This window comes from Microbacterium sp. bgisy189 (assembly GCF_057707225.1).
Genome location: NZ_JBYIPT010000002.1, coordinates 317,597 through 336,249 on the forward strand (window position 1 = coordinate 317,597; position 18,653 = coordinate 336,249).

Below are 18,653 nucleotides of genomic sequence, written 5' to 3' on the forward strand. Positions count from 1 at the left end.
AATCGGGTCGGATCAGATCTCGTCGATCGACGACGACTCGAACCGGGTGGAGATGTTGATGCCGAGCTCTTCCGCCGCGCGGAAGGCCTCGTCGTCGGTGTCACGGAGGTTCACAGCCGTGCCGTCGGCGCCGAGGACCTCGACGTTCAGGCAGAGCGACTGCATCTCCTTCATGAGCACCTTGAAGGACTCAGGGATGCCGGGCTCGGAGATGTTCTCGCCCTTGACGATCGCCTCGTAGACCTTGACGCGCCCCACGATGTCGTCGGACTTGATCGTCAGGAGCTCCTGCAGCGCGTACGCGGCACCGTAGGCCTCGAGCGCCCACACCTCCATCTCACCGAAGCGCTGGCCGCCGAACTGCGCCTTTCCACCGAGCGGCTGCTGGGTGATCATCGAGTAGGGGCCGGTGCTGCGGGCGTGGATCTTGTCGTCCACGAGGTGGTGCAGCTTCAGGATGTACATGTAGCCGACCGAGATCGGAGCCGGGAACGGCTCGCCGGTGCGACCGTCGAACAGCGTCGTCTTGCCGCTGCCGCCGATCAGGCGCTCGCCGTCGCGGTTGGGGAGCGTCGAGTCGAGCAGACCGACGATCTCCTCCTCACGGGCACCGTCGAACACCGGGGTGGCGACCTTCGTGCCGGGCGCTGCCTCACGGGCGGACTCGGGAAGCGCGGCGGCCCACTCGGGGTTGCCCTCGACCTTCCAGCCCTGCTTCGCGATCCATCCGAGGTGGGTCTCGAGCACCTGGCCGAAGTTCATGCGGCCGGGGATGCCGAGCGGGTTCAGCACGACGTCGACGGGGGTTCCGTCGGCGAGGAACGGCATGTCCTCGACCGGCAGGATCTTCGCGATGACGCCCTTGTTGCCGTGACGGCCGGCAAGCTTGTCGCCCTCGGTGATCTTGCGCTTCTGGGCGATGTAGACCACGACGCGGCGGTTGACGCCCGAGCCGAGCTCGTCGTCGCCCTCTTCGGCGTTGAACTCCTTGACGGCGATGACCGTGCCCTGCTCACCGTGGGGCACCTTCAGGGAGGTGTCACGGACCTCGCGGCTCTTCTCGTTGAAGATCGCGCGGAGCAGACGCTCCTCGGCCGACAGCTCGGTCTCACCCTTGGGCGTGACCTTGCCGACGAGGATGTCACCGGGGCGGACCTCGGCGCCGATGCGGACGATGCCGCGCTCGTCGAGGTCCTTCAGCAGCTCGGGGCTGACGTTGGGGAGGTCACGGGTGATCTCCTCCTTGCCGAGCTTGGTGTCGCGCGCGTCGACCTCGTACTCCTCGATGTGGATCGAGGAGAGGGTGTCGTTCTTCACGAGCTCCTGGCTGAGGATGATGGCGTCCTCGAAGTTGTGACCCTCCCACGTCATGAAGGCGACGAGCAGGTTCTTGCCGATGGCGAGCTCGCCGTCTTCGGTGGCGGGGCCGTCGGCGATGACCTCGCCGACCTCGACACGGTCGCCGGCCGAGACCACGACACGCTGGTTGTACGAGTTGCCCTGGTTGGAGCGGTCGAACTTGCGCAGGAAGTAGTCCTTCGTGCCGCCCTCGTCGAGCTGCAGCGTGACGACGTCGGCCGAGACGGATGCGACGACACCGGGCTTGTCGGCGGTGATGACGTCACCGGCGTCGATGGCCGCGTAGCCCTCCATACCGGTGCCGACCAGCGGCGAGTCGCTCTCGAGGAGCGGCACGGCCTGGCGCTGCATGTTCGCACCCATGAGGGCGCGGTTGGCGTCGTCGTGCTCGAGGAACGGGATCAGCGAGGTGCCGACCGAGACCATCTGACGGGGCGAGACGTCCATGTAGCCGATCTCATCGGCGGGGAACAGGTCGACCTCGCCGCCCTTGCCGCGACGTGCGAGCACGCGGTCCTGGGCGAACGATCCGTCGGCCTTCAGCTCGACACCGGCCTGGGCGACGATGTAGTCGTTCTCCTCGGCGGCGGTCAGGTAGTCGATGTCGTTGCTGACCTTGCCGCCGGTGACGCGACGGTACGGCGTCTCGATGAAACCGAACGCGTTGATGCGTGCGAAGGATGCGAGCGAGCCGATCAGACCGATGTTCGGGCCTTCCGGCGTCTCGATCGGGCACATGCGGCCGTAGTGCGACGGGTGGACGTCACGGACCTCGACACCTGCGCGCTCACGCGACAGACCACCGGGGCCGAGCGCCGAGAGGCGACGCTTGTGGGTCAGGCCCGCGAGCGGGTTGTTCTGGTCCATGAACTGCGACAGCTGCGAGGTTCCGAAGAACTCCTTGATCGCGGCGACGACGGGGCGCACGTTGATCAGGGTCTGCGGCGTGATCGCCTCGATGTCCTGCGTGGTCATGCGCTCGCGGACGACGCGCTCCATGCGCGACAGACCGGTGCGGACCTGGTTCTGGATGAGCTCGCCGACGGCGCGGATGCGACGGTTGCCGAAGTTGTCGATGTCGTCGACGTCGAGACGGATCTCGACCTGCTTGCCGCTGCGCACACCTTCGAAGGTGACGTCGCCGCGGTGCAGGCGGACGAGGTACTTGATGGTCGCGACGATGTCGTCGACGGTCAGCACCGAGTCGCTGAGGGCGGCCTCGAGGCCCAGCTTCTGGTTGATCTTGTAGCGACCCACCTTGGCCAGGTCGTAGCGCTTCGGGTTGAAGTAGAAGTTGTCGAGCAGCGCGCGGGCGGCCTCTGCGGCGACCTGCTCACCCGGACGGAGCTTGCGGTAGATGTCGCGGAGCGCGTCCTCCTTGGTGAGGATCGTGTCCTTGCTGAGGGTCTCTTCGATCGACTCGAAGCCGGCGAACTCGTTCAGGATGTCTTCGCTCGTGAGGCCGAGGGCCTTGAGGAACACGGTGACCGACTGCTTGCGCTTGCGGTCGATGCGCACGCCGACCTGGTCGCGCTTGTCGATCTCGAACTCGAGCCATGCACCACGGCTCGGGATGACGCGCGCCGAGACGATGTCCTTGTCGCTCGTCTTGTCGGGGGTCTTGTCGAAGTAGACACCGGGCGAACGCACGAGCTGCGAGACGACGACTCGCTCGGTGCCGTTGATGATGAACGTTCCGCGGCTGGTCTGCAGCGGGAAGTCGCCCATGAAGACCGTCTGGGTCTTGATCTCACCCGTGAGGTGGTTCATGAACTCGGCTTCGACGTACAGCGGGGCGGCGTAGGTCTTGCCGCGCTCCTTGCACTCCTCGATCGAGTACTTCTCGGGCTCGAGGTAGGGGTTCGTGAACGAGAGCTGCATCGTCTCGGCGAGGTCCTCGATGGGCGAGATCTCCTCGAAGATCTCCTCGAGTCCGCTCACCGACGGCACGTCGGTGCGACCGGCGGCCTCAGCCTCGGCGACGCGCGCCTTCCAGGCCTCGTTGCCGACGAGCCAGTCGAAGGACTCCGTCTGCAGCGCCAGCAGGTCGGGGACCGTCAGCGTGTCGGAGATCTTCGCGAACGACAGACGCGATGCGCCGCGGCCGTTCTTGGGGGTGGTGGTGGAAGTGGTTGCGTTACGCGCAGCAGCCAAGGGGATAACCTCCGTGGGCCCGGGCAGGGCCGGTGTTCCTTGTCGTCAGGTGGAGTGCTCCCGAATCCGCCTGCACGACGCGCGCCGCTTGTTCAGCGGGGGCGCGCAGGACACATGCCGACCACCATATGAAGGCATGGGGAAAGGGAGCGCAACTACTCACTATAGGAGTTTCGGCGCGCCATGTCCAGCGGCATCCTTGACCCGACCTTCGACCTGCGGTATAACCGCGCCCGCGGCGCCGGGATTCCGGGGTCAGCCGGGCGGTCGCGCATGGCGGAACCGTACCCGGTCCCCCGGGCGCAGCTGTCCGAGCGCGTCGGGTTCGGCGACGACGGCGACGACGGGGTAGCCGCCGGTGACGGGCGCGTCCGGGCCGAAGAGCACCGGCATCCCGTCCGGCGGCACCTGCACCGCCCCCGGCAGCATGCCCTCGCTGGGCAGTTCGCCCTCGCGCACCCGCACGAGCGGCGGGCCGTCGAGGCGGATGCCGACGCGGTCGGCGGCCGGCGTGACCGTCCATGCCGTCTCGTACAGCCCCGCGGCGGTGTCGGCGAACCAGTCGGCGCGGGGGCCGGGTGCCAGCGCGATCTCGACGACGTCCGGCGCCACCGGGCTCCACGGGTGAACATCGTCGGGCGGAATGGGCGCGAGCGTCGCGTCGGCGACGCGGACGACCTCGCCGGCGCGCAGCGGCTCTGGACCGAGGCCGGCGAGCGTGTCGGTCGAGCGGGAGCCGATCGTGCGGGGCGCGTCGACCCCGCCCCTGATCGCCAGGTAGCCGCGGGCACCGTGGGTGAACCAGTCGGCATGCAACTCGGTGCCGGCCGGCCACGCGTGCGCCGCGTACGGGTCCACCGGGCGATTGTCGATCGTGAGGGGGCCCCACGCGCCGCAGACCGCGACCCACAGGTCACGCAGCGCCCTGGCACGGAATCCGCCCATCGTGATCTCGATGCCGGCTGCGCCTTCGGCAGTGCCCAGCAGTCGCAGCGCCGTGCGAAGGGCTGCACGGTCGGCGGCGCCCGACCGCGCCACGCCCTCGGCCGCGTGACCGGCCCGCCCCTGATCCTGCACCGTCGCACGCAAGCCCGGCTCGATCACCACGAACGCGGCGGCCACGGCATCCGCACTCCCGTGCACACCCGCGGGGATCGCGCCCGACACGCCGACCGAACCGGCCTCGACCCCGGCGTGTTCGCCGGAATCCCCGCGGTTGTGCACGCCGGATGCGGTGGATGCCGTGGCCCGGGCGGCGCGGAACTGCACGCGGTCGCCGGGCCGGAGCAGCGCGGGGCGGTCGGCTGAGGGATCGAACAGCGGCGCATCGGTGCGGCCGATCAGCCGCCATCCGCCGGGCGTCGCGCGGGGGTAGGCGCCGGAGAACGCACCGGCGAGGCCGACCGAGCCGGCAGGCACGCGGGTCCGCGGCGACGTCAGGCGCGGCACGTCGAAGGGCCACTCCTCGCTCACGAGGTATCCGAACCCGGGCGCGAAGCCCGTGAAAGCGACCGTCCACGCGGCGGCGGTGTGCGCGGCCACGAGGGCCTCGCGCGTCGCGCCGAGCAGCCGTGCGGTCTCGTCGAGGTCGGCGCCGTCGTAGACGACCGGCAGTTCGACGGCAGGAGTGGATGCCGACGTGTCGAGCGGGGCGCCGTCGACGGTCTTCTCGATCCACGCGCGTGCCGCGGCGATCGGGAGCACCGCGGTGTCGACGTGGACGAGCACGGTTCGCGCCGCCGGCACCAGGTCGACGACCCCGGCGAGCGCCGAGCCGCGAAGTCGCGCGGCGAGCGCGAGGACGTCGTCGAGCCCGTCCGTTTCGACCAGCAGCGCCCGGGTCCCGAACGGCAGCACCCGCACGTCGGCGCCCGTCACCACGGGGCCCGCACCGCGACGCCCGCCGCATCGAGCGCGGTGCGCACGGCCCGGGCGATCGCCACCGAGCCGGGCGTGTCGCCGTGGACGCACAGCGAGACGGCATCCGTGTCGATGATCGACCCGTCGACGGCCACGACCGTTCCCGCGGTCGCGAGACGCACCGCCCGTTCGGCGATCCGGTCGATGTCGTGCAGCATCGCGCCCGGCTCGGACCGGGGCACCAGTCCGCCCGAGGGCAGGTAGGCGCGATCGAGGAACGCCTCGCGCACGAACGGCAGCCCGCGGGTGTTCGCGGCGCGGGCGATCGCACCGTCGAGGCCCAGGATCGGCAGCGGGCGACCGAGCACCGCGGCGAACTCGGCGACAGCCGTCGCGACGGCATCCGCGGCCTCCTGGTCGACGGTGACGACGTGGTAGAGCGCGCCGTGCGGCTTGACGTAGCGCACGTCGGCGCCTGCCGACACGAGCGCGTCGAGCTGCCCACGCACCTGGGTGCGCAGCATTTCGGGTGCCACGGCGAGCGCCGTGCGCCCGAACCCGGCGCGGTCGACGAAGGACGGGTGCGCACCGACGGCGACGCTGTGTCGAGCCGCGCGCGCGACGGCCTCGCGCATCGCGTCGACGTCACCGGCGTGCCCGCCGCACGCGACCGACGCGCTCGAGATCACTTCGAACATGGCCTCGTCGTCGGCCGTCGGCACGCCGTCGACGGTCTCGCCGAGGTCGGCGTTGAGGTCGATGGCGCTCATGCGTCAACGGTACTCGTGACCCCGTGCGTTACGAGTGAGTAACTGGGGCGCGCAGGCGGGTGCACATCGGGGCGCGTGGGGGCAGGATGGGGGGATGCCGCTCGAGACACGCCCCGCGGGGTCGACCCCGCTGCTGACCGTCCGCGACATGGCGGTCGACTTCCAGACGATCGACGGCCCCGTCCACGCCGTCGAGGGCGTCGATCTCGAGATCGGCGCGGGCGAGACGGTCGCGATCGTCGGCGAGTCCGGCTCGGGCAAGTCGACCACGGCGATGGCCGTCATCGGACTGCTGCCCGGAAACGGCAAGGTCGTGCGCGGCAGCATCCAGCTCGAGGGCCGTGAGCTCGTCGGCGCCCCCGAGAGCCAGATGCGCCGCATCCGGGGCGGCTCGATCGGACTCGTGCCGCAGGACCCCATGTCGAACCTCAACCCGGTCTCGAAGATCGGCACGCAGGTCGCCGAGACGCTGCTGGCCCACGGCCTCGCGACGAGCAAGGACGTCGACCGCAAGGTCGTCGAGACCCTCGCCGCGGCGGGCCTGCCGAACGCCGAAGAGCGCGCGAAGCAGTACCCGCACGAGTTCTCGGGAGGCATGCGCCAGCGCGCCCTCATCGCGATCGGACTGGCCTGCAACCCGCGCCTGCTGATCGCCGACGAGCCGACGAGCGCGCTCGACGTGACGGTGCAGAAGACGATTCTCGACCAGCTCGGCCGCATGACCGACGATCTCGGCACCTCGGTGCTGCTCATCACACACGACCTGGGGCTCGCCGCCGACCGCGCCGCCCGCGTCGTCGTCATGCACCGCGGCCGGATCGTCGAGCAGGGCCCGGCACGCCAGATCCTCGAAGACCCGCAGCACCCCTACACCCAGTCGCTCGTGAAGGCCGCCCCGTCTGTCGCCGCCGCTCGGCTGCGGCCCGAAGCCTTCCGCCCCGCCGCGGAGACGGCCGCAGAGGCGAAGCCCGTCGACAACATCGTGGAAGTCGAATCGCTCACCAAGCTCTACAAGGTGCGCGGCAGCAAGGAGGACTTCGCCGCCGTCAAGGACGTCTCCTTCGCGATCCCCCGCGGCGAGACGGTCGCGATCGTGGGCGAATCCGGGTCGGGCAAGACGACGACGGCCCGCATGCTGCTGAAGGTCATCGAGCCCACCGAGGGCGCCATCCGGTACGAAGGCCAGGATGTCGCGGCCCTCAAGGGACGTGACCTGCGCGACTTCCGCCAGAAGGTGCAGCCGATCTTCCAGGACCCGTACTCATCGCTGAACCCGATGTTCACGATCGAGCGGATCGTGTCGGAGCCGCTCGACTTCTACAAGCGCGGCAGCTCGAAGGACCGTGCCGCGCGGGTGCGGAAGCTGCTCGACGACGTCGCGCTCCCCCACTCGATGTTGCGCCGGTACCCGTCGGAGCTGTCGGGCGGGCAGCGACAGCGCGTCGCGATCGCCCGCGCACTCGCCCTGCAGCCCGAGCTGATCGTGTGCGACGAGCCGGTCTCGGCCCTCGACGTGCTCGTGCAAGACCAGATCCTGACGCTGCTGCGCGACCTGCAGAGCGAGTACGGCCTGAGCTACCTGTTCATCTCCCACGACCTCGCGGTCGTCCGACTCATCTCGGACTACGTGTGCGTCATGAAGGACGGCGCGCTCGTGGAGGCGGCATCCAGCGAGGAGATCTTCACGAACCCGCGTGATCCGTACACGCGCAAGCTGCTGGCATCCATCCCCGGCAACGAACTCGACATCGCCGTCTGACCCGCGCGGGGTGTCTCAGCGGGCGCGGGTGCGGGGGTCCATCGCCTCGCGCAGCGCCTCGCCGAGCAGCGTGAAGCCGAGGGCGGTCACGGCGATCGCGATGCCGGGCAGGAACGCCAGCCACGGTGCGATCGACAGTTCTGCCTGCGCGTAGGTGAGCATGCGGCCCCACTCGGCCGTCTCGGGGCGTCCGCCGCCGAGGCCCAGGAACGACAGTGCGGCGGCGTCGATGACCGCGGTCGCGAGCGACAGCGTTCCCTGCACGATGACGGGGCCGATCGAGTTCGGCAGCACATGGCTCATCGTGATCGTGCCGCGCCCGAGACCCAGCGTCTGCGCCGACAGCACGTAGTCGGCCGAGCGCTGCTGCAACATCGAGGCGCGCAGCAGGCGCGCGAAGATCGGCACCTGCGACGCACCGATCGCGATCATGACCGCCCACTGCGACTGACCGAGGATCGCGGCGATCGACACCGCCAGCAGCAGGTTCGGCACCGACAGCAGGATGTCGACGAGGCGCATCAGCACACTGTCGACCCAGCCGCCGAACATGCCGGCGAGCAGACCGATGAGCATGCCGCCGAGCAGACCCAGGGCCGTCGAGATGACGCCGATCTGCAGCGAGGCCTGCGCGCCCCAGATGAGCTTCGAGAGCACGTCGCCGCCGAAGCGGTCCAGCCCCAGCGGGAACTGCGCCAGTTCGCCCGGCCCGGGAATGTGCGTCGGGGTGATGAAGCTACGACCGGGGAGTTCCATCTCGCTGTAGGGCGCGAGGACGGGTGCCAGCAGCGCCACCAGCAGGAACAGCAGCACGATGGCCGCACCGATCCATGCCGTCGGGTTGCGGCGGAGGCGGCGGAACACGTCACGCCAGAAACCGCCCTTGACCTGGACGTCGAGCACCTCGTGGTCGGCGACCGCTGCGTCGCCCGCGGGCCCGCCGCCGGGGGCGGGAGGAAGGATGCCGGAACTCATGAGACCCTCACTCTCGGGTCGATGATGCTGTACGACACGTCGACGATCAGGTTGATCAGCGCGTACGTGATCGCGATGAAGATGATGAAACCCTGCAACACGGGGAAGTCACGCGAGAAGATCGCGCGGGCCAGGAACGAGCCGATGCCGGGGAAGGCGAACACCGTCTCGGTGAGGATCGCACCCGACAGCAGGAGCCCCGTCTGCAGGCCGATCGTCGTGACGACCGGCAGCATGGCATTGCGCAGGATGAAGCGGCTGCGCAGCGTGCCGCGCGAAATGCCCTTCGCCTTGCCGGTGCGCACATAGTCGGCGTTCTGCACCTCGAGCACCGAGGCCCGGGTGATGCGCACGATGATCGCGAGCGGAATCGTGCCGAGCGCCAGCGCCGGCAGCAGCAGGTGGAGCACGGCGTCCCACGCGGCGTCGAACTCTCCCGTGATGAGGCCGTCGAGTACGTAGAAGTTCGTGTAGTGGGTGGCGTCGATCCTGGCATCCTGCCTGCCGTCGGACGGCAGCCAGCCGAGCTCGACGGCGAAGATGTACTTGAGGATGAACGCCAGGAAGAACACCGGGATCGTGATGCCGATGAGGCTGAGGACGACCGAGGCGTGGTCGGTGAATTTGCCGTGGCGGCGCGCGGCCCAGTAGCCGAGCGGCACGCCGACGCCGACGGCGAAGATGAGGGCCGCGAGGCTCAGCTCGATCGTCGCGGGGAAGCGGCGCAAGAACTCTTCGAGCACGGGCCGGCCGGTCTGGATGCTGTTGCCGAAGTCGCCCGAGAGCAATCGGCCCATCCAGGTGAAGTACTGCTCGATGAGGGGTCGGTTGAAACCGTACAGCTCGTTGACACGAGCGATGGCTTCGGGGGTGGCCTTCTCGCCCAGCAGGGCGACGGCGGGGCCGCCCGGCAGGGCGCGCACCCACAGGAACAGCAGGATGCTCAGGCCCAGGAGCGTCGGGATCAGAAGCAGAAGCCTCTTGCCGATGGTTCGCAGCAAAACGGGTTCTCCGGTGTCGACGGGTGAGCGGTGCGGGGTGGGGACGAGCCCCACCCCGCACCGTGTGGACGGCGGGTGCCGGTGTTACTCGTTCAGGACGATCTCGCTGAACACCTCGTCGTTGACCGGGCTGGCCGGGTAGCTGTCGACGCGAGGCGAGAACGCCAGGGTCGGAGCGGGGTGGGCCAGCGGGACGCCCGGGATGAGCTGGGCGACCATCTCGTTGATCTCCATGTACTTCGCGGTCTGCTCGTCGAGGTCGGCGATGCCGCGCGCCTCCGACAGTGCTGCGAACAGCTCGGGGTCGTTGAAGCCCCACTCCGAGGACTGCTGTCCGAAGAACACACCCACGAAGTTGTCGGTGTCGTTGTAGTCACCCGTCCAACCCAGCAGGTGGATGCCGTGGTCGGCGGTCGCGGTGATCTGCTCGAGGTAGTCGGGGTTCCAGGCATCCGTCTCGGGGTTGGTGACGACACCGACCTCGTTCAGCTGGGCCGAGAGCACGGTGAAGATCTGCTCTGGGTCCGGCATGTACGGACGCGACACGTCGACCGGGTAGTTGAAGGTCAGCGTGAGCGGGTTCGACTCGTCGTAGCCGGCCTCGGCGAGGAGGGTCTTGGCCATCTCGGGGTCGTACTCGTACGTGGTGACGTCGGGGTTCCAGCCGTTGACCGAGTCGGGCATGAACTGCGTCGCCTTCTGGGTGCCCTCCGGGAGCACCTGCGAGATGAGCGCGTCCTTGTCGATCGCGTGTGAGAGCGCCTGGCGCACCTTCGGGTCCTGCAGCTCTTCGATCGCCTGGTTGAAGGCGAGGTACAGGATCGTGAACGGCGGACGCGACACCATCGTGAAGCCGTCCTCCTCGAGCACGGCGGTGTCGGCGGGCCCGACCAGGTCGTAGCCGTCGATCGCACCGGACTCGAGCGCCTGACGACGCGCGGTCGGGTCACCGATGACGCGGAAGATGATCTCGTCGATCTGGCCGGTGTCGCCCCAGTACTCCTCGTTGGCGGTCAGGGTGAGCTGCTCGCCCGGTGCCCAGTCCTCGAACTTGTAGGGGCCGGTGCCCGACGGGTTTCCGGTCGCGTACTCCGACAGCACGGGGGCCTCGGCGGTGCCGCCGACCTCGTCCGCGTTGAACTCGGTCATCGCGGTCGGGCTCTGCATGGCGAACGCCGGCAGCGACAGGGCCGGGATGAAGCCGGCGAACGGCTGGTTCAGGTCGATCGTCACCGAGTAGTCGCCGTCGGGCGTGCACGACTTGTAGACGGCGGCTTCGGGGCTGGAGGCGTAGCCGCGGAACAGCTTGTAGTAGTAGTAGCCGAGCGCCTCGCTGGCGGCCAGGCCCTCCCAGTTGTACCAACGCTCGAAGTTGGCGCAGACCGCTTCGGCGTTGAACGGGGTGCCGTCGTGGAAGGTGACGCCCTCCTTCAGCGTGAAGGTGTGGGAGAGCGCGTCGTCGGACGACGTCCATTCCTCGGCCAGCAGCGGTGCCGGGTCGGCCGTGCCGGGCACGGTGCCGACGAGGCCCTCGAAGATCTGCCGGGAGACGCGGAACGTCTCGCCGTCCTGCGCGAAGGCGGGGTCGAGGCTGGCCGGGTCGCTCGATGCGGCGAAGACGAACGTGCCGTCGACGTCGCTCGGCGCCGTCGTCTCGTCATCGCCACCGCGCTGGCTGGCGCAGGCGCTGAGGGTGAGTCCGCCGAGGACCACCGCCGCGATGCCTGCCAGCACGCGCTTTCTCGTTGTGGGGAGCATTGCTGTGCACCTTCCGTTGTGAGAGCCCGGCGTTCCGGGCGCAGGGATGGCGCGCCCTCCGGGGATCCTCCGACCGTACCTGGGTGAACGCTCATAAACCATGACCGGGAGGTCTCGATCGTGTTTCGGCTGCCGCGGCTACGGTTGAGGCATGGCGCGGGCGCACGTGGACGAACCGGGGCCGGCGGCACGATTGTCGGACGGCTCGATCGCGCGTGTCGTGCCGAGCCGGTTCGCCGGCGGGTGGGAGCTCGACGTCGACGGCACCCCGCAGTCGCATGTCGACCTCGACGACCCGACGCACCTGCACTTCGAATACGTCGGGCGAATGGCTGCGGTCGTCGACCAGGTCGGGATGGCGGGCGAGGCGATCACGGCGATCCACCTCGGCGGCGGCGCGCTCACCCTCCCCCGATACATCGCGCACACCCGTCCCGGCTCACGGCAGCAGGTCGTCGAACTCGAGCAGCCGATCGTCGACCTCGTGCGCGCGCAGCTGCCGCTGCCGCGGGGCGCGCAGATCCGGGTGCGGATCGGGGATGCCAGAGACGTCGCGTCGCGGCTGCCCGCAGGGCTCCACGGCGCGGCGGACCTCATCGTCTCCGACGTGTTCGCCGGCGCGCAGACCCCCGCGCACCTGACCACCGTCGAGTACTACCGGGTCCTGGCGGGGCTGCTCGCGCCGGACGGCGTTCTGCTGGTGAACGTGGCCGACGGCGCGGGGCTCGCCTTCGCGCGGCGTCAGGTCGCGACGGTGCGAGAAGTGCTGCCCGAGGTCATCGTGCTCGCCGAGGTGCAGACCCTGAAGGGCCGTCGATTCGGCAACCTGGTGATCGCGGCATCCGCAGCCCCGCTGCCGACGGCATGGCTGCCGCGACTGATGGCGGCCGGCCCGCACCCGGCGAAGGTCGCGCAGGGCGACGAGGTCACGGCGTTCGCGCGAGGCGCCAGGCCCGCGACCGACGGTGACGCCACCGACTCGCCCGCACCGAAGGCGTCGATGTTCGAGCGGTGAAAGCCGAGCCACGCGGCGTGCCCTCGGCGCGATCCCGGGGACGCGGGTGACACTGGTTGCGCATCGCGCGCGGACGGAGGACAGCAACGTGAGCTTCATCAAGGGATACGACCCCGAAACGCTGCGCGAACTCGTCGACGCCGGCGCCTGCAAGGAGCGCCTCGACGAGATCGGCGACCAGCGGAGTCTTCCCGCCATGCTCGAGCGCGTGTGGTTGTTGAAGGTGCTCGACCGCCTCGATGACGCCCTCGTGCTCTCCGAGCAGGTCGTCCGCCACGCCCGCATGGCCGGCACCCGCAAGGATCTGCTGCGCGCCCGCGTGCTGCACGCGACCGTGCTGCAGTACCGCGGCGCCTACCCGGCCGCGATCCACGAACTCAACCGCTGCACGGAAGAGGCCGATGGCCAGGACTGGACGGCGCTGTCGGCGTTCGCCCACCAGCACCGCGGCAAGGTGCACTACGACGCCGGCAGCATCGCTGCGGCCCGCGCCGACTTCAAGCGCGCCCTGTTCCTGCGCCAGGAGGCGGGGGCGCCCGAGGAGCAGCTGGAATCACTGCTGCTCGCGATCGACGCGGTCGATCGTCGCCGATCATCGGCGTCGGTCGCCAGCTGAGTGTCGGACGTTTGTTCTAGCTTCGCCGTATGACCGATCTGCACGCCGTCCGCTTCGCCGCGGAGGCACTCATGGCGTCGCATCTCGACCCGTCGTGGACGTTCGCGTTCGACAACGCGAAGCGTCGCGCCGGGGCGTGCGACTACACGCGAAAGCGCATCACGCTCTCCCGCTATCTGTCGGCGCGCTACGACGACGAGACGAACCGGCAGACGATCCTGCACGAGATCGCGCATGCCATCGCCGGGTCGGATGCCGGGCACGGCGCGCACTGGAAGCGGATCGCACGCGATCTCGGGTACACCGGCGGCACGACGCATCACGGTGAGACCGCGACCGAGCTCGCCCCGTGGGTGGGGACGTGTCCCGCCGGGCACGTGGCATACCGGCACCGGCGCGCCACCCGACAGACCTCGTGCGCGCGCTGCTCGGCGGCGTTCGACGCGAGATTCCTGTTCACGTGGGAGCGGCGCGAGATCAGCGCCGCCGTGCGCCGCGCCGCCATGACCCCGCGCTGACGCGGCCTGGCCGTTGACGTTTCGTCTCGGTCGCTGCGCTCCCTCGCTCAACGACCGGGATTGCGCGGGACCCGGTCGTTGAGCGAGCGGAGCGAGACGAAACGCCTCAGCCGTACGCGACGAACATCCCGCCGCGCAGCACCGGGGCGACCGCGATCGAGTCGACCGCGGCTGCGGCGAGCACGTCGTCGCGACGATCGCGCTCGACCAGTTCCTGGCCCGACCCGCTCGCGGTCAGCAGGTGTCGCGCGGCGCCGCGAAGTCCTCGGAACGCCTCGCATGCCGCAGCGGCCTCGGGCGAGGTGTGGTCGATGCCGAGCGCGCCGAGTGCGTCGATGACCGCGCCGGCCCCGAGCAGGTCTTCGACGGCGAAGCGCAATGCCGCATCGGGGTCGCGCCCGGCGAGCTCACCCGCCGCGAGCACCGTGATGCTCGTGCGCGCCCCGCGTCGCTGCTGCTCCGTCAGCACCGCCCGCGCGACCGCCGCCGGGTTGCAGAGCCCGCCGAGCAACACGGTCGCCTGAGCGGATGCCGCCTCGGCGAGCGCGGCGCCGTTGATCGAGACGGCGTGGGCGTCGGCATCCAGCGCGACCGGCTCGCCCGCCGCGACACGCGCTGCGACCGTCGACGAGAAGCGCAAGACGTCGACGACGATCACGACCTCTGCCGGCGCAAGGCGCTCGAGCCCTTCACGACCCCAGTCGAAGCGCACCTGATAGCGGGACTGGTCGAAGAGCGGCATCCGCTCAGCCTAAGCGCGCTTGGGGGCACGCGTCGCGCCCGGCAGACTGGTGGACATGCGCATCCTGTTGAAGCTGGTTCTGGACTGCGACCCGCACGCCGCATGGCGCGCGCTGCACTCGCCGCGGGCCATCGCAGAACTGTACGGTCCGCTCGTGCAGCTCGAGCCGATGATGGGTGCGCTGCCGCCCACGATCGACCACGGTGCCGACGTGCCCGTGCGGCTGCGTATGGCTGGCATCCCCCTCGGCGACCAGCTCATCCACGCGACCGACCGGTACACCGAAGACCGCCACGGCAACGTGCGGATCATGCGTGACAGCGGCATCCCGCTCACCGGCCCGCTCGCGGCGCTCGACGTCTGGGACCACCAGATGGCGGTCTCACCAGCGCCCGGCGACCCGTCGCGCACGCTGTGGCGCGACCGGCTCGTGATCGGTGGCCCCGCCGCGCTGCCGCTGTGGCCCGTGCTCTGGACGACGTGGCAGTGGCGCGGTGCGCGCCTGCGTGCGCTCGCACCCACCTGGGCGCACGACCCCGAAGACGCCGCGTGAGCGCCGCGACCGTGCGCGAAGCCGTCCCCGGCGATGCGCCACGCATCGCCGAGGTGCACGTCGCCGTGTGGCACGAGGCGTACACCGGGCGGATGCCGCAGTCGATCCTCGACGGCATGACCGTCGAGAGCCGCCGGGCACTGTGGGATCGCGTGCTAACCGAACGGCGCGGCGTCCTGTGGGTCGCCGAAGCCGACGGCGTGATCGTCGGCTTCGCTTCGGCCGGCGCATCCCTCGACGATCCGCCGGCCGCGATGACCCAGCTCTACGCGATCAATGTGCTCGCATCGCACCACGGCACCGGTGCTGGTGAAGCCCTGCTGCGCGCCGCGATCGGCGAGGGTCCGGCATCCCTCTGGGTGCTCGCCGACAACCCGCGCGCACAGGCCTTCTACGCCAAGCACGGCTTCACCCCGGACGGCGCCGTGAAGGACGACGACGCCTGGGGTGAAGCGATCCGCGAGGTGCGGCTCGTGCGCGGCTGAGCCTTCGCCTGGGTCAGGGCCCCTCACTCGGTGAGTGCCTCGACGGGCGCGACGCGGGTCGCGAGTCGGGTGGGCACGACGGCGGCGACGAGGGTCAGGATCGCCGTCGCCGCGATGACGATGGCGACCGGGATCCACGGGATGCCGGGGGCGACGAACGTCGGTGACGACCACGCCGGCGGTATCCGCACCGAACCGAGCAGGGACTGCGCGGCGATCCAGCCGTAGGCGATGCCGAGCAGCAACCCGAACAGCAAAGCCGTGACCGTGACGTGCGTGGCCTCGAGCAGCACCATGCGGCGGATCTGCCCCGACGTGAGCCCCAGCGAGCGCAGCAGACCGAGTTCGCGGCGCCGCTGCACGATGCCGATTGTGAGGAGGTTCACCAGCCCCACACCCGCGATGACGGCGGAGACGGCGACGAGCCCCATCATGACGGCCGCGAACGTGTCGAGCACTCGCCCCACCTCAGGCGCCAACTCACCGCCCGCGGATGCCGTCATGAGCAGCTTCACCGACTCGTTCGCGACCGCGAACATCGTCACGAGCGTCACCCCCATGACGACGCCGATCGCCATCCGGCTGGAGCGCTCCGGGTACCGCAGAGCATTCTCGGCGGCGAGTTTCGCGGTCGCCGACCCTCCGAACACGCGGCCCGTCAGTCGCAGGATCGGCGGCATGATCAGCGGCGCCCCCAGCGCGAGGCCCGTGAACGAGCTCAACCCGCCGAAGAACGCGATGATCACGCCGAGCGGGCTGACCAGGCCGGCGAGCACACCGAGGGCGAGCAGCACGACGCCGATCACGAACAGCACGATCACGCCGACGTGGCGCCCGCGCGCCTGCGCGACGTCGCGCATCGACCGGTCGGCCGCGCCCGTGAGCGCTTCGAGCGGCGTGACCGTCAGCACGCGCCGAGACCCGGCCCAGGCTGCGGCCCACGTGGTGAGCGCGACGATGACCGCCGGCAGCGCGATCGCGGGCTGCAGCACCGAATACTCGACGGTGACGTCGAGGGCCGCGGGCGCCCACAGCAGCAGCATCCACGCGGCGAGCACGCCGGCGACAAGCCCGACGAACGCGCCGATCACACCGACCACGAGCCCCTGCCGCGCGATCTCACCGCGCTGCGACCGTGCCGACGCCCCGATCAGCCGCATGAGGGCGATGCGCCGGGTACGGCCGGCGACGATCGTCGAGAACGTGTTGGCGGTGACGATGCTCGCGACGTAGACCGCGACGCCCACCAGCAGCACGCTGAGGATGCCGACGACGACGGCGACCGTACCGCTGCCGCCGAAGTAGGGGTCTGCCAGCAGCATCGCACCGAGGAAGCCGGTGACACTGACCAGCAGCACACCGAACGCGGCCGAGATCGCCGAGACGAGCACCGTGGCACCCATGCCGCGTTCGCGCAGCCAGGCGAGGTCGAGGCTGCGGCGCGGCGTCACCGGCGCCGCGGCGACGGCGGTCATGCCGCCACCTCGGATGCCAGCATGTGTTCCGAGACCTGCTCGGCGGTCTGCTTCGGCTTGTCGGCGACGATGCGGCCGTCGCCGAGAAAGACGACACGGTCGGCATACGAGGCGGCAACCGGGTCATGCGTCACCATCGCGATCGACTGCCCGTGCTCGCGGCTCGCGGTGGCCAACAGCGCCAACACTTCACGACTCGTGCGGCTGTCGAGGTTGCCGGTGGGCTCGTCGGCGAAGACGAGATCGGGGCCGGTCGCGAGCGCCCGCGCGATCGCGACGCGCTGCTGCTGGCCGCCCGACAGTTGGTGCGGGCGGTGACGAAGCCTGCCCGTCAGCCCGAGCGATTCGACGAGTCCGTCGATGCGCGAGCGCTCCATCGCCGTCGGGCGGCGCCCGTCGAGATCGAACGGCAGCATGATGTTGCCGATCGCGTCGAGGGTCGGGACGAGGTTGAACGCCTGAAACACGAAGCCGACGCGGCGGCGGCGCAGAATCGTGAGCTCGGTGTCGGTGATGCCGGTGATCTCGGCATCCCCGATCCACACGCGGCCCGCGGTCGGCGCGTCGAGTCCGGCCATGATGTGCATGAGCGTGGACTTGCCCGAGCCCGACGGGCCCATGATGGCGGTGAACTCGCCTCGGCGGATGCCGACGGTCACGCCGTCGAGTGCACGCACTGCGCCTTCGCCGGCGCCGTAGGTCTTGGTCAGCTGCTGGACGCGCGCGGCGAGGCCCAGCTCGGTAGAAGTGATTTCCATGCCTCGACGCTACGAATCGGGGCGTGTCGCCCGCGTCGGCCTGCGGATGGCTTGCGCTACATCGAGCGGATGATGTGCCGTGCCACCTGCGGCATGACCGGGCGGGCGCCGAGCGACGGCACAATGGGTGGTATGTCCGCACCCGCACTGCTCGCCGTCTCACACGGCACCGCCGATGCCGCCGGGCAGCGGGCTGTCGCGTCGCTCGTCAAGGCGGTCGCCGAGCGACTGCCCGACGTGATGGTGCGCGCGGCGCATGTCGACGTCGAGCAGCCCGATGTGCCGACGGCACTGGCGGCGATCGACGGGCCGGTCGTGGTGGTGCCGCTGCTGCTGTCGGCGGGGTATCACGTGCACGTCGATCTGGCCGAGGCGACCGCGGACCGCGCGGATGCGGTGGTCGCGGGCGCGCTCGGCCCCGACGAACGCCTGGCCGATGTGCTCGCAGCCCGTCTGCGCGAAAGGGCGGATCTTGCGGCCGCGGGCGTCATCCTCGTCGCCGCCGGTTCGAGCGACGAGCGGGCCAACGCCGACTGCCGCACCGTCGGCGAGCACCTCTCCACCCGACTGGGTCTGCCGGTGTCGGTCGCGTTCCTGAGCGCCGCGACGCCGAAGCTCGAAGATTCCGTGGCCACGGCATCCCCCGGCACCGTCGTGGCGACCTACCTGCTCGCGCCCGGCTTCTTCGCCGACCGCGCCGCCGCTCGCGCGACCCCGCTCGCGGCGAGCGCCCCGCTGCTGGGCGACCCGGACGCCGGCATTCCCGTGCCCGCTGCGCTGGTCGACATCGTCATCGACCGTTACCGCGCCGCCGTTCGCACCCGGTGACGGCCCGTCGCCGTTCAACATTCAGTC

At 70.1% G+C, this 18,653-nt stretch carries 16 protein-coding genes; 7 read left to right on the forward strand and 9 right to left on the reverse strand.

Annotation, left to right across the window (positions count from 1 at the left end; translation table 11 throughout):
* Positions 1–12: 12 nt before the first annotated feature.
* The 3 genes from rpoB to AC3ENX_RS04525 all read right to left on the reverse strand — a co-directional run bounded on the left by rpoB (position 13) and on the right by AC3ENX_RS04525 (position 6,143).
* Positions 13–3,513 carry a DNA-directed RNA polymerase subunit beta gene (rpoB, locus tag AC3ENX_RS04515; RefSeq protein WP_434810665.1) on the reverse strand — a complete coding sequence of 1,167 codons (3,501 nt, stop codon included), beginning with the start codon at positions 3,511–3,513 and terminating at the stop codon, positions 13–15.
* Between the two features lie 255 nt (positions 3,514–3,768).
* On the reverse strand, positions 3,769–5,394 hold the full coding sequence (locus tag AC3ENX_RS04520) for a 5-oxoprolinase subunit B/C family protein (RefSeq protein ID WP_434810666.1): 1,626 nt from the start codon (positions 5,392–5,394) through the stop codon (positions 3,769–3,771).
* A complete protein-coding gene (locus tag AC3ENX_RS04525) occupies positions 5,388–6,143 on the reverse strand; it encodes a LamB/YcsF family protein (protein ID WP_434810667.1) in 756 nt (251 codons plus the stop codon). Before AC3ENX_RS04525 ends, AC3ENX_RS04520 begins: the two co-directional genes overlap by 7 nt.
* Positions 6,144–6,237: 94 nt before the next feature.
* On the opposite strand from AC3ENX_RS04525, the gene AC3ENX_RS04530 reads away from it, so the two are divergent.
* A complete protein-coding gene (locus AC3ENX_RS04530; protein WP_434810668.1) occupies positions 6,238–7,902 on the forward strand; it encodes an ABC transporter ATP-binding protein in 1,665 nt (554 codons plus the stop codon).
* 15 nt (positions 7,903–7,917) lie between these two features.
* Here the strand turns inward: AC3ENX_RS04530 and AC3ENX_RS04535 are convergent, their stop codons facing one another.
* The 3 genes from AC3ENX_RS04535 to AC3ENX_RS04545 all read right to left on the reverse strand — a co-directional run bounded on the left by AC3ENX_RS04535 (position 7,918) and on the right by AC3ENX_RS04545 (position 11,636).
* Positions 7,918–8,877, reverse strand: a complete 960-nt coding sequence (locus AC3ENX_RS04535; RefSeq protein ID WP_434810669.1) for an ABC transporter permease — start codon at positions 8,875–8,877, stop codon at positions 7,918–7,920.
* The gene (locus AC3ENX_RS04540) at positions 8,874–9,878 is read right to left on the reverse strand and encodes an ABC transporter permease (protein WP_434810813.1); all 1,005 of its coding nucleotides are present in this window, start codon (positions 9,876–9,878) and stop codon (positions 8,874–8,876) included. The genes AC3ENX_RS04535 and AC3ENX_RS04540 overlap by 4 nt, the downstream gene beginning before the upstream one ends.
* Before the next feature lie 84 nt (positions 9,879–9,962).
* Complete coding sequence (locus tag AC3ENX_RS04545) at positions 9,963–11,636, reverse strand: ABC transporter substrate-binding protein (RefSeq protein WP_434810670.1); 1,674 nt, start codon at positions 11,634–11,636, stop codon at positions 9,963–9,965.
* A 151-nt stretch (positions 11,637–11,787) separates the two neighbouring features.
* Here AC3ENX_RS04545 and AC3ENX_RS04550 point away from each other — a divergent pair, with 151 nt between their 5' ends.
* The 3 genes from AC3ENX_RS04550 to AC3ENX_RS04560 all read left to right on the forward strand — a co-directional run bounded on the left by AC3ENX_RS04550 (position 11,788) and on the right by AC3ENX_RS04560 (position 13,785).
* On the forward strand, positions 11,788–12,651 hold the full coding sequence (locus AC3ENX_RS04550) for a spermidine synthase (RefSeq protein ID WP_434810671.1): 864 nt from the start codon (positions 11,788–11,790) through the stop codon (positions 12,649–12,651).
* Between the two features lie 88 nt (positions 12,652–12,739).
* Positions 12,740–13,267, forward strand: coding sequence for a hypothetical protein (locus AC3ENX_RS04555; RefSeq protein WP_434810672.1), 528 nt, complete (start codon positions 12,740–12,742; stop codon positions 13,265–13,267).
* Between the two features lie 29 nt (positions 13,268–13,296).
* On the forward strand, positions 13,297–13,785 hold the full coding sequence (locus AC3ENX_RS04560; RefSeq protein WP_434810673.1) for a SprT-like domain-containing protein: 489 nt from the start codon (positions 13,297–13,299) through the stop codon (positions 13,783–13,785).
* 106 nt (positions 13,786–13,891) lie between these two features.
* Here the strand turns inward: AC3ENX_RS04560 and AC3ENX_RS04565 are convergent, their stop codons facing one another.
* The gene (locus tag AC3ENX_RS04565) at positions 13,892–14,527 is read right to left on the reverse strand and encodes a 2-phosphosulfolactate phosphatase (protein ID WP_434810674.1); all 636 of its coding nucleotides are present in this window, start codon (positions 14,525–14,527) and stop codon (positions 13,892–13,894) included.
* Positions 14,528–14,582: 55 nt separating this feature from the next.
* Between AC3ENX_RS04565 and AC3ENX_RS04570 the strand changes: the two genes are divergently transcribed.
* Together AC3ENX_RS04570 and AC3ENX_RS04575 are read left to right on the forward strand one after the other, a co-directional pair.
* On the forward strand, positions 14,583–15,080 hold the full coding sequence (locus tag AC3ENX_RS04570; protein WP_434810675.1) for a hypothetical protein: 498 nt from the start codon (positions 14,583–14,585) through the stop codon (positions 15,078–15,080).
* Complete coding sequence (locus AC3ENX_RS04575; protein ID WP_434810676.1) at positions 15,077–15,565, forward strand: GNAT family N-acetyltransferase; 489 nt, start codon at positions 15,077–15,079, stop codon at positions 15,563–15,565. Before AC3ENX_RS04570 ends, AC3ENX_RS04575 begins: the two co-directional genes overlap by 4 nt.
* A 23-nt stretch (positions 15,566–15,588) precedes the next feature.
* Here the strand turns inward: AC3ENX_RS04575 and AC3ENX_RS04580 are convergent, their stop codons facing one another.
* Positions 15,589–17,040 (reverse strand): ABC transporter permease, encoded by a 1,452-nt coding sequence (locus AC3ENX_RS04580; protein WP_434810677.1) that lies wholly within the window; start codon positions 17,038–17,040, stop codon positions 15,589–15,591.
* On the reverse strand, positions 17,037–17,798 hold the full coding sequence (locus tag AC3ENX_RS04585; protein ID WP_434810678.1) for an ABC transporter ATP-binding protein: 762 nt from the start codon (positions 17,796–17,798) through the stop codon (positions 17,037–17,039). Before AC3ENX_RS04585 ends, AC3ENX_RS04580 begins: the two co-directional genes overlap by 4 nt.
* A 132-nt stretch (positions 17,799–17,930) precedes the next feature.
* Here AC3ENX_RS04585 and AC3ENX_RS04590 point away from each other — a divergent pair, with 132 nt between their 5' ends.
* On the forward strand, positions 17,931–18,626 hold the full coding sequence (locus AC3ENX_RS04590; protein ID WP_434810679.1) for a sirohydrochlorin chelatase: 696 nt from the start codon (positions 17,931–17,933) through the stop codon (positions 18,624–18,626).
* Positions 18,627–18,653: the final 27 nt, after the last annotated feature.

Bases quoted from the DNA above. Each gene is read 5' to 3' on its own strand.
- AC3ENX_RS04590 (WP_434810679.1), top strand. From the start codon at position 17,931: ATGTCCGCACCCGCACTGCTCGCCGTCTCACACGGCACCGCCGATGCC.
- AC3ENX_RS04525 (WP_434810667.1), bottom strand. From the start codon at position 6,143: ATGAGCGCCATCGACCTCAACGCCGACCTCGGCGAGACCGTCGACGGC.
- AC3ENX_RS04545 (WP_434810670.1), bottom strand. From the start codon at position 11,636: ATGCTCCCCACAACGAGAAAGCGCGTGCTGGCAGGCATCGCGGCGGTG.
- AC3ENX_RS04585 (WP_434810678.1), bottom strand. From the start codon at position 17,798: ATGGAAATCACTTCTACCGAGCTGGGCCTCGCCGCGCGCGTCCAGCAG.
- AC3ENX_RS04535 (WP_434810669.1), bottom strand. From the start codon at position 8,877: ATGAGTTCCGGCATCCTTCCTCCCGCCCCCGGCGGCGGGCCCGCGGGC.
- AC3ENX_RS04580 (WP_434810677.1), bottom strand. From the start codon at position 17,040: ATGACCGCCGTCGCCGCGGCGCCGGTGACGCCGCGCCGCAGCCTCGAC.
- AC3ENX_RS04565 (WP_434810674.1), bottom strand. From the start codon at position 14,527: ATGCCGCTCTTCGACCAGTCCCGCTATCAGGTGCGCTTCGACTGGGGT.
- AC3ENX_RS04530 (WP_434810668.1), top strand. From the start codon at position 6,238: ATGCCGCTCGAGACACGCCCCGCGGGGTCGACCCCGCTGCTGACCGTC.
- AC3ENX_RS04550 (WP_434810671.1), top strand. From the start codon at position 11,788: ATGGCGCGGGCGCACGTGGACGAACCGGGGCCGGCGGCACGATTGTCG.
- AC3ENX_RS04570 (WP_434810675.1), top strand. From the start codon at position 14,583: ATGCGCATCCTGTTGAAGCTGGTTCTGGACTGCGACCCGCACGCCGCA.
- AC3ENX_RS04560 (WP_434810673.1), top strand. From the start codon at position 13,297: ATGACCGATCTGCACGCCGTCCGCTTCGCCGCGGAGGCACTCATGGCG.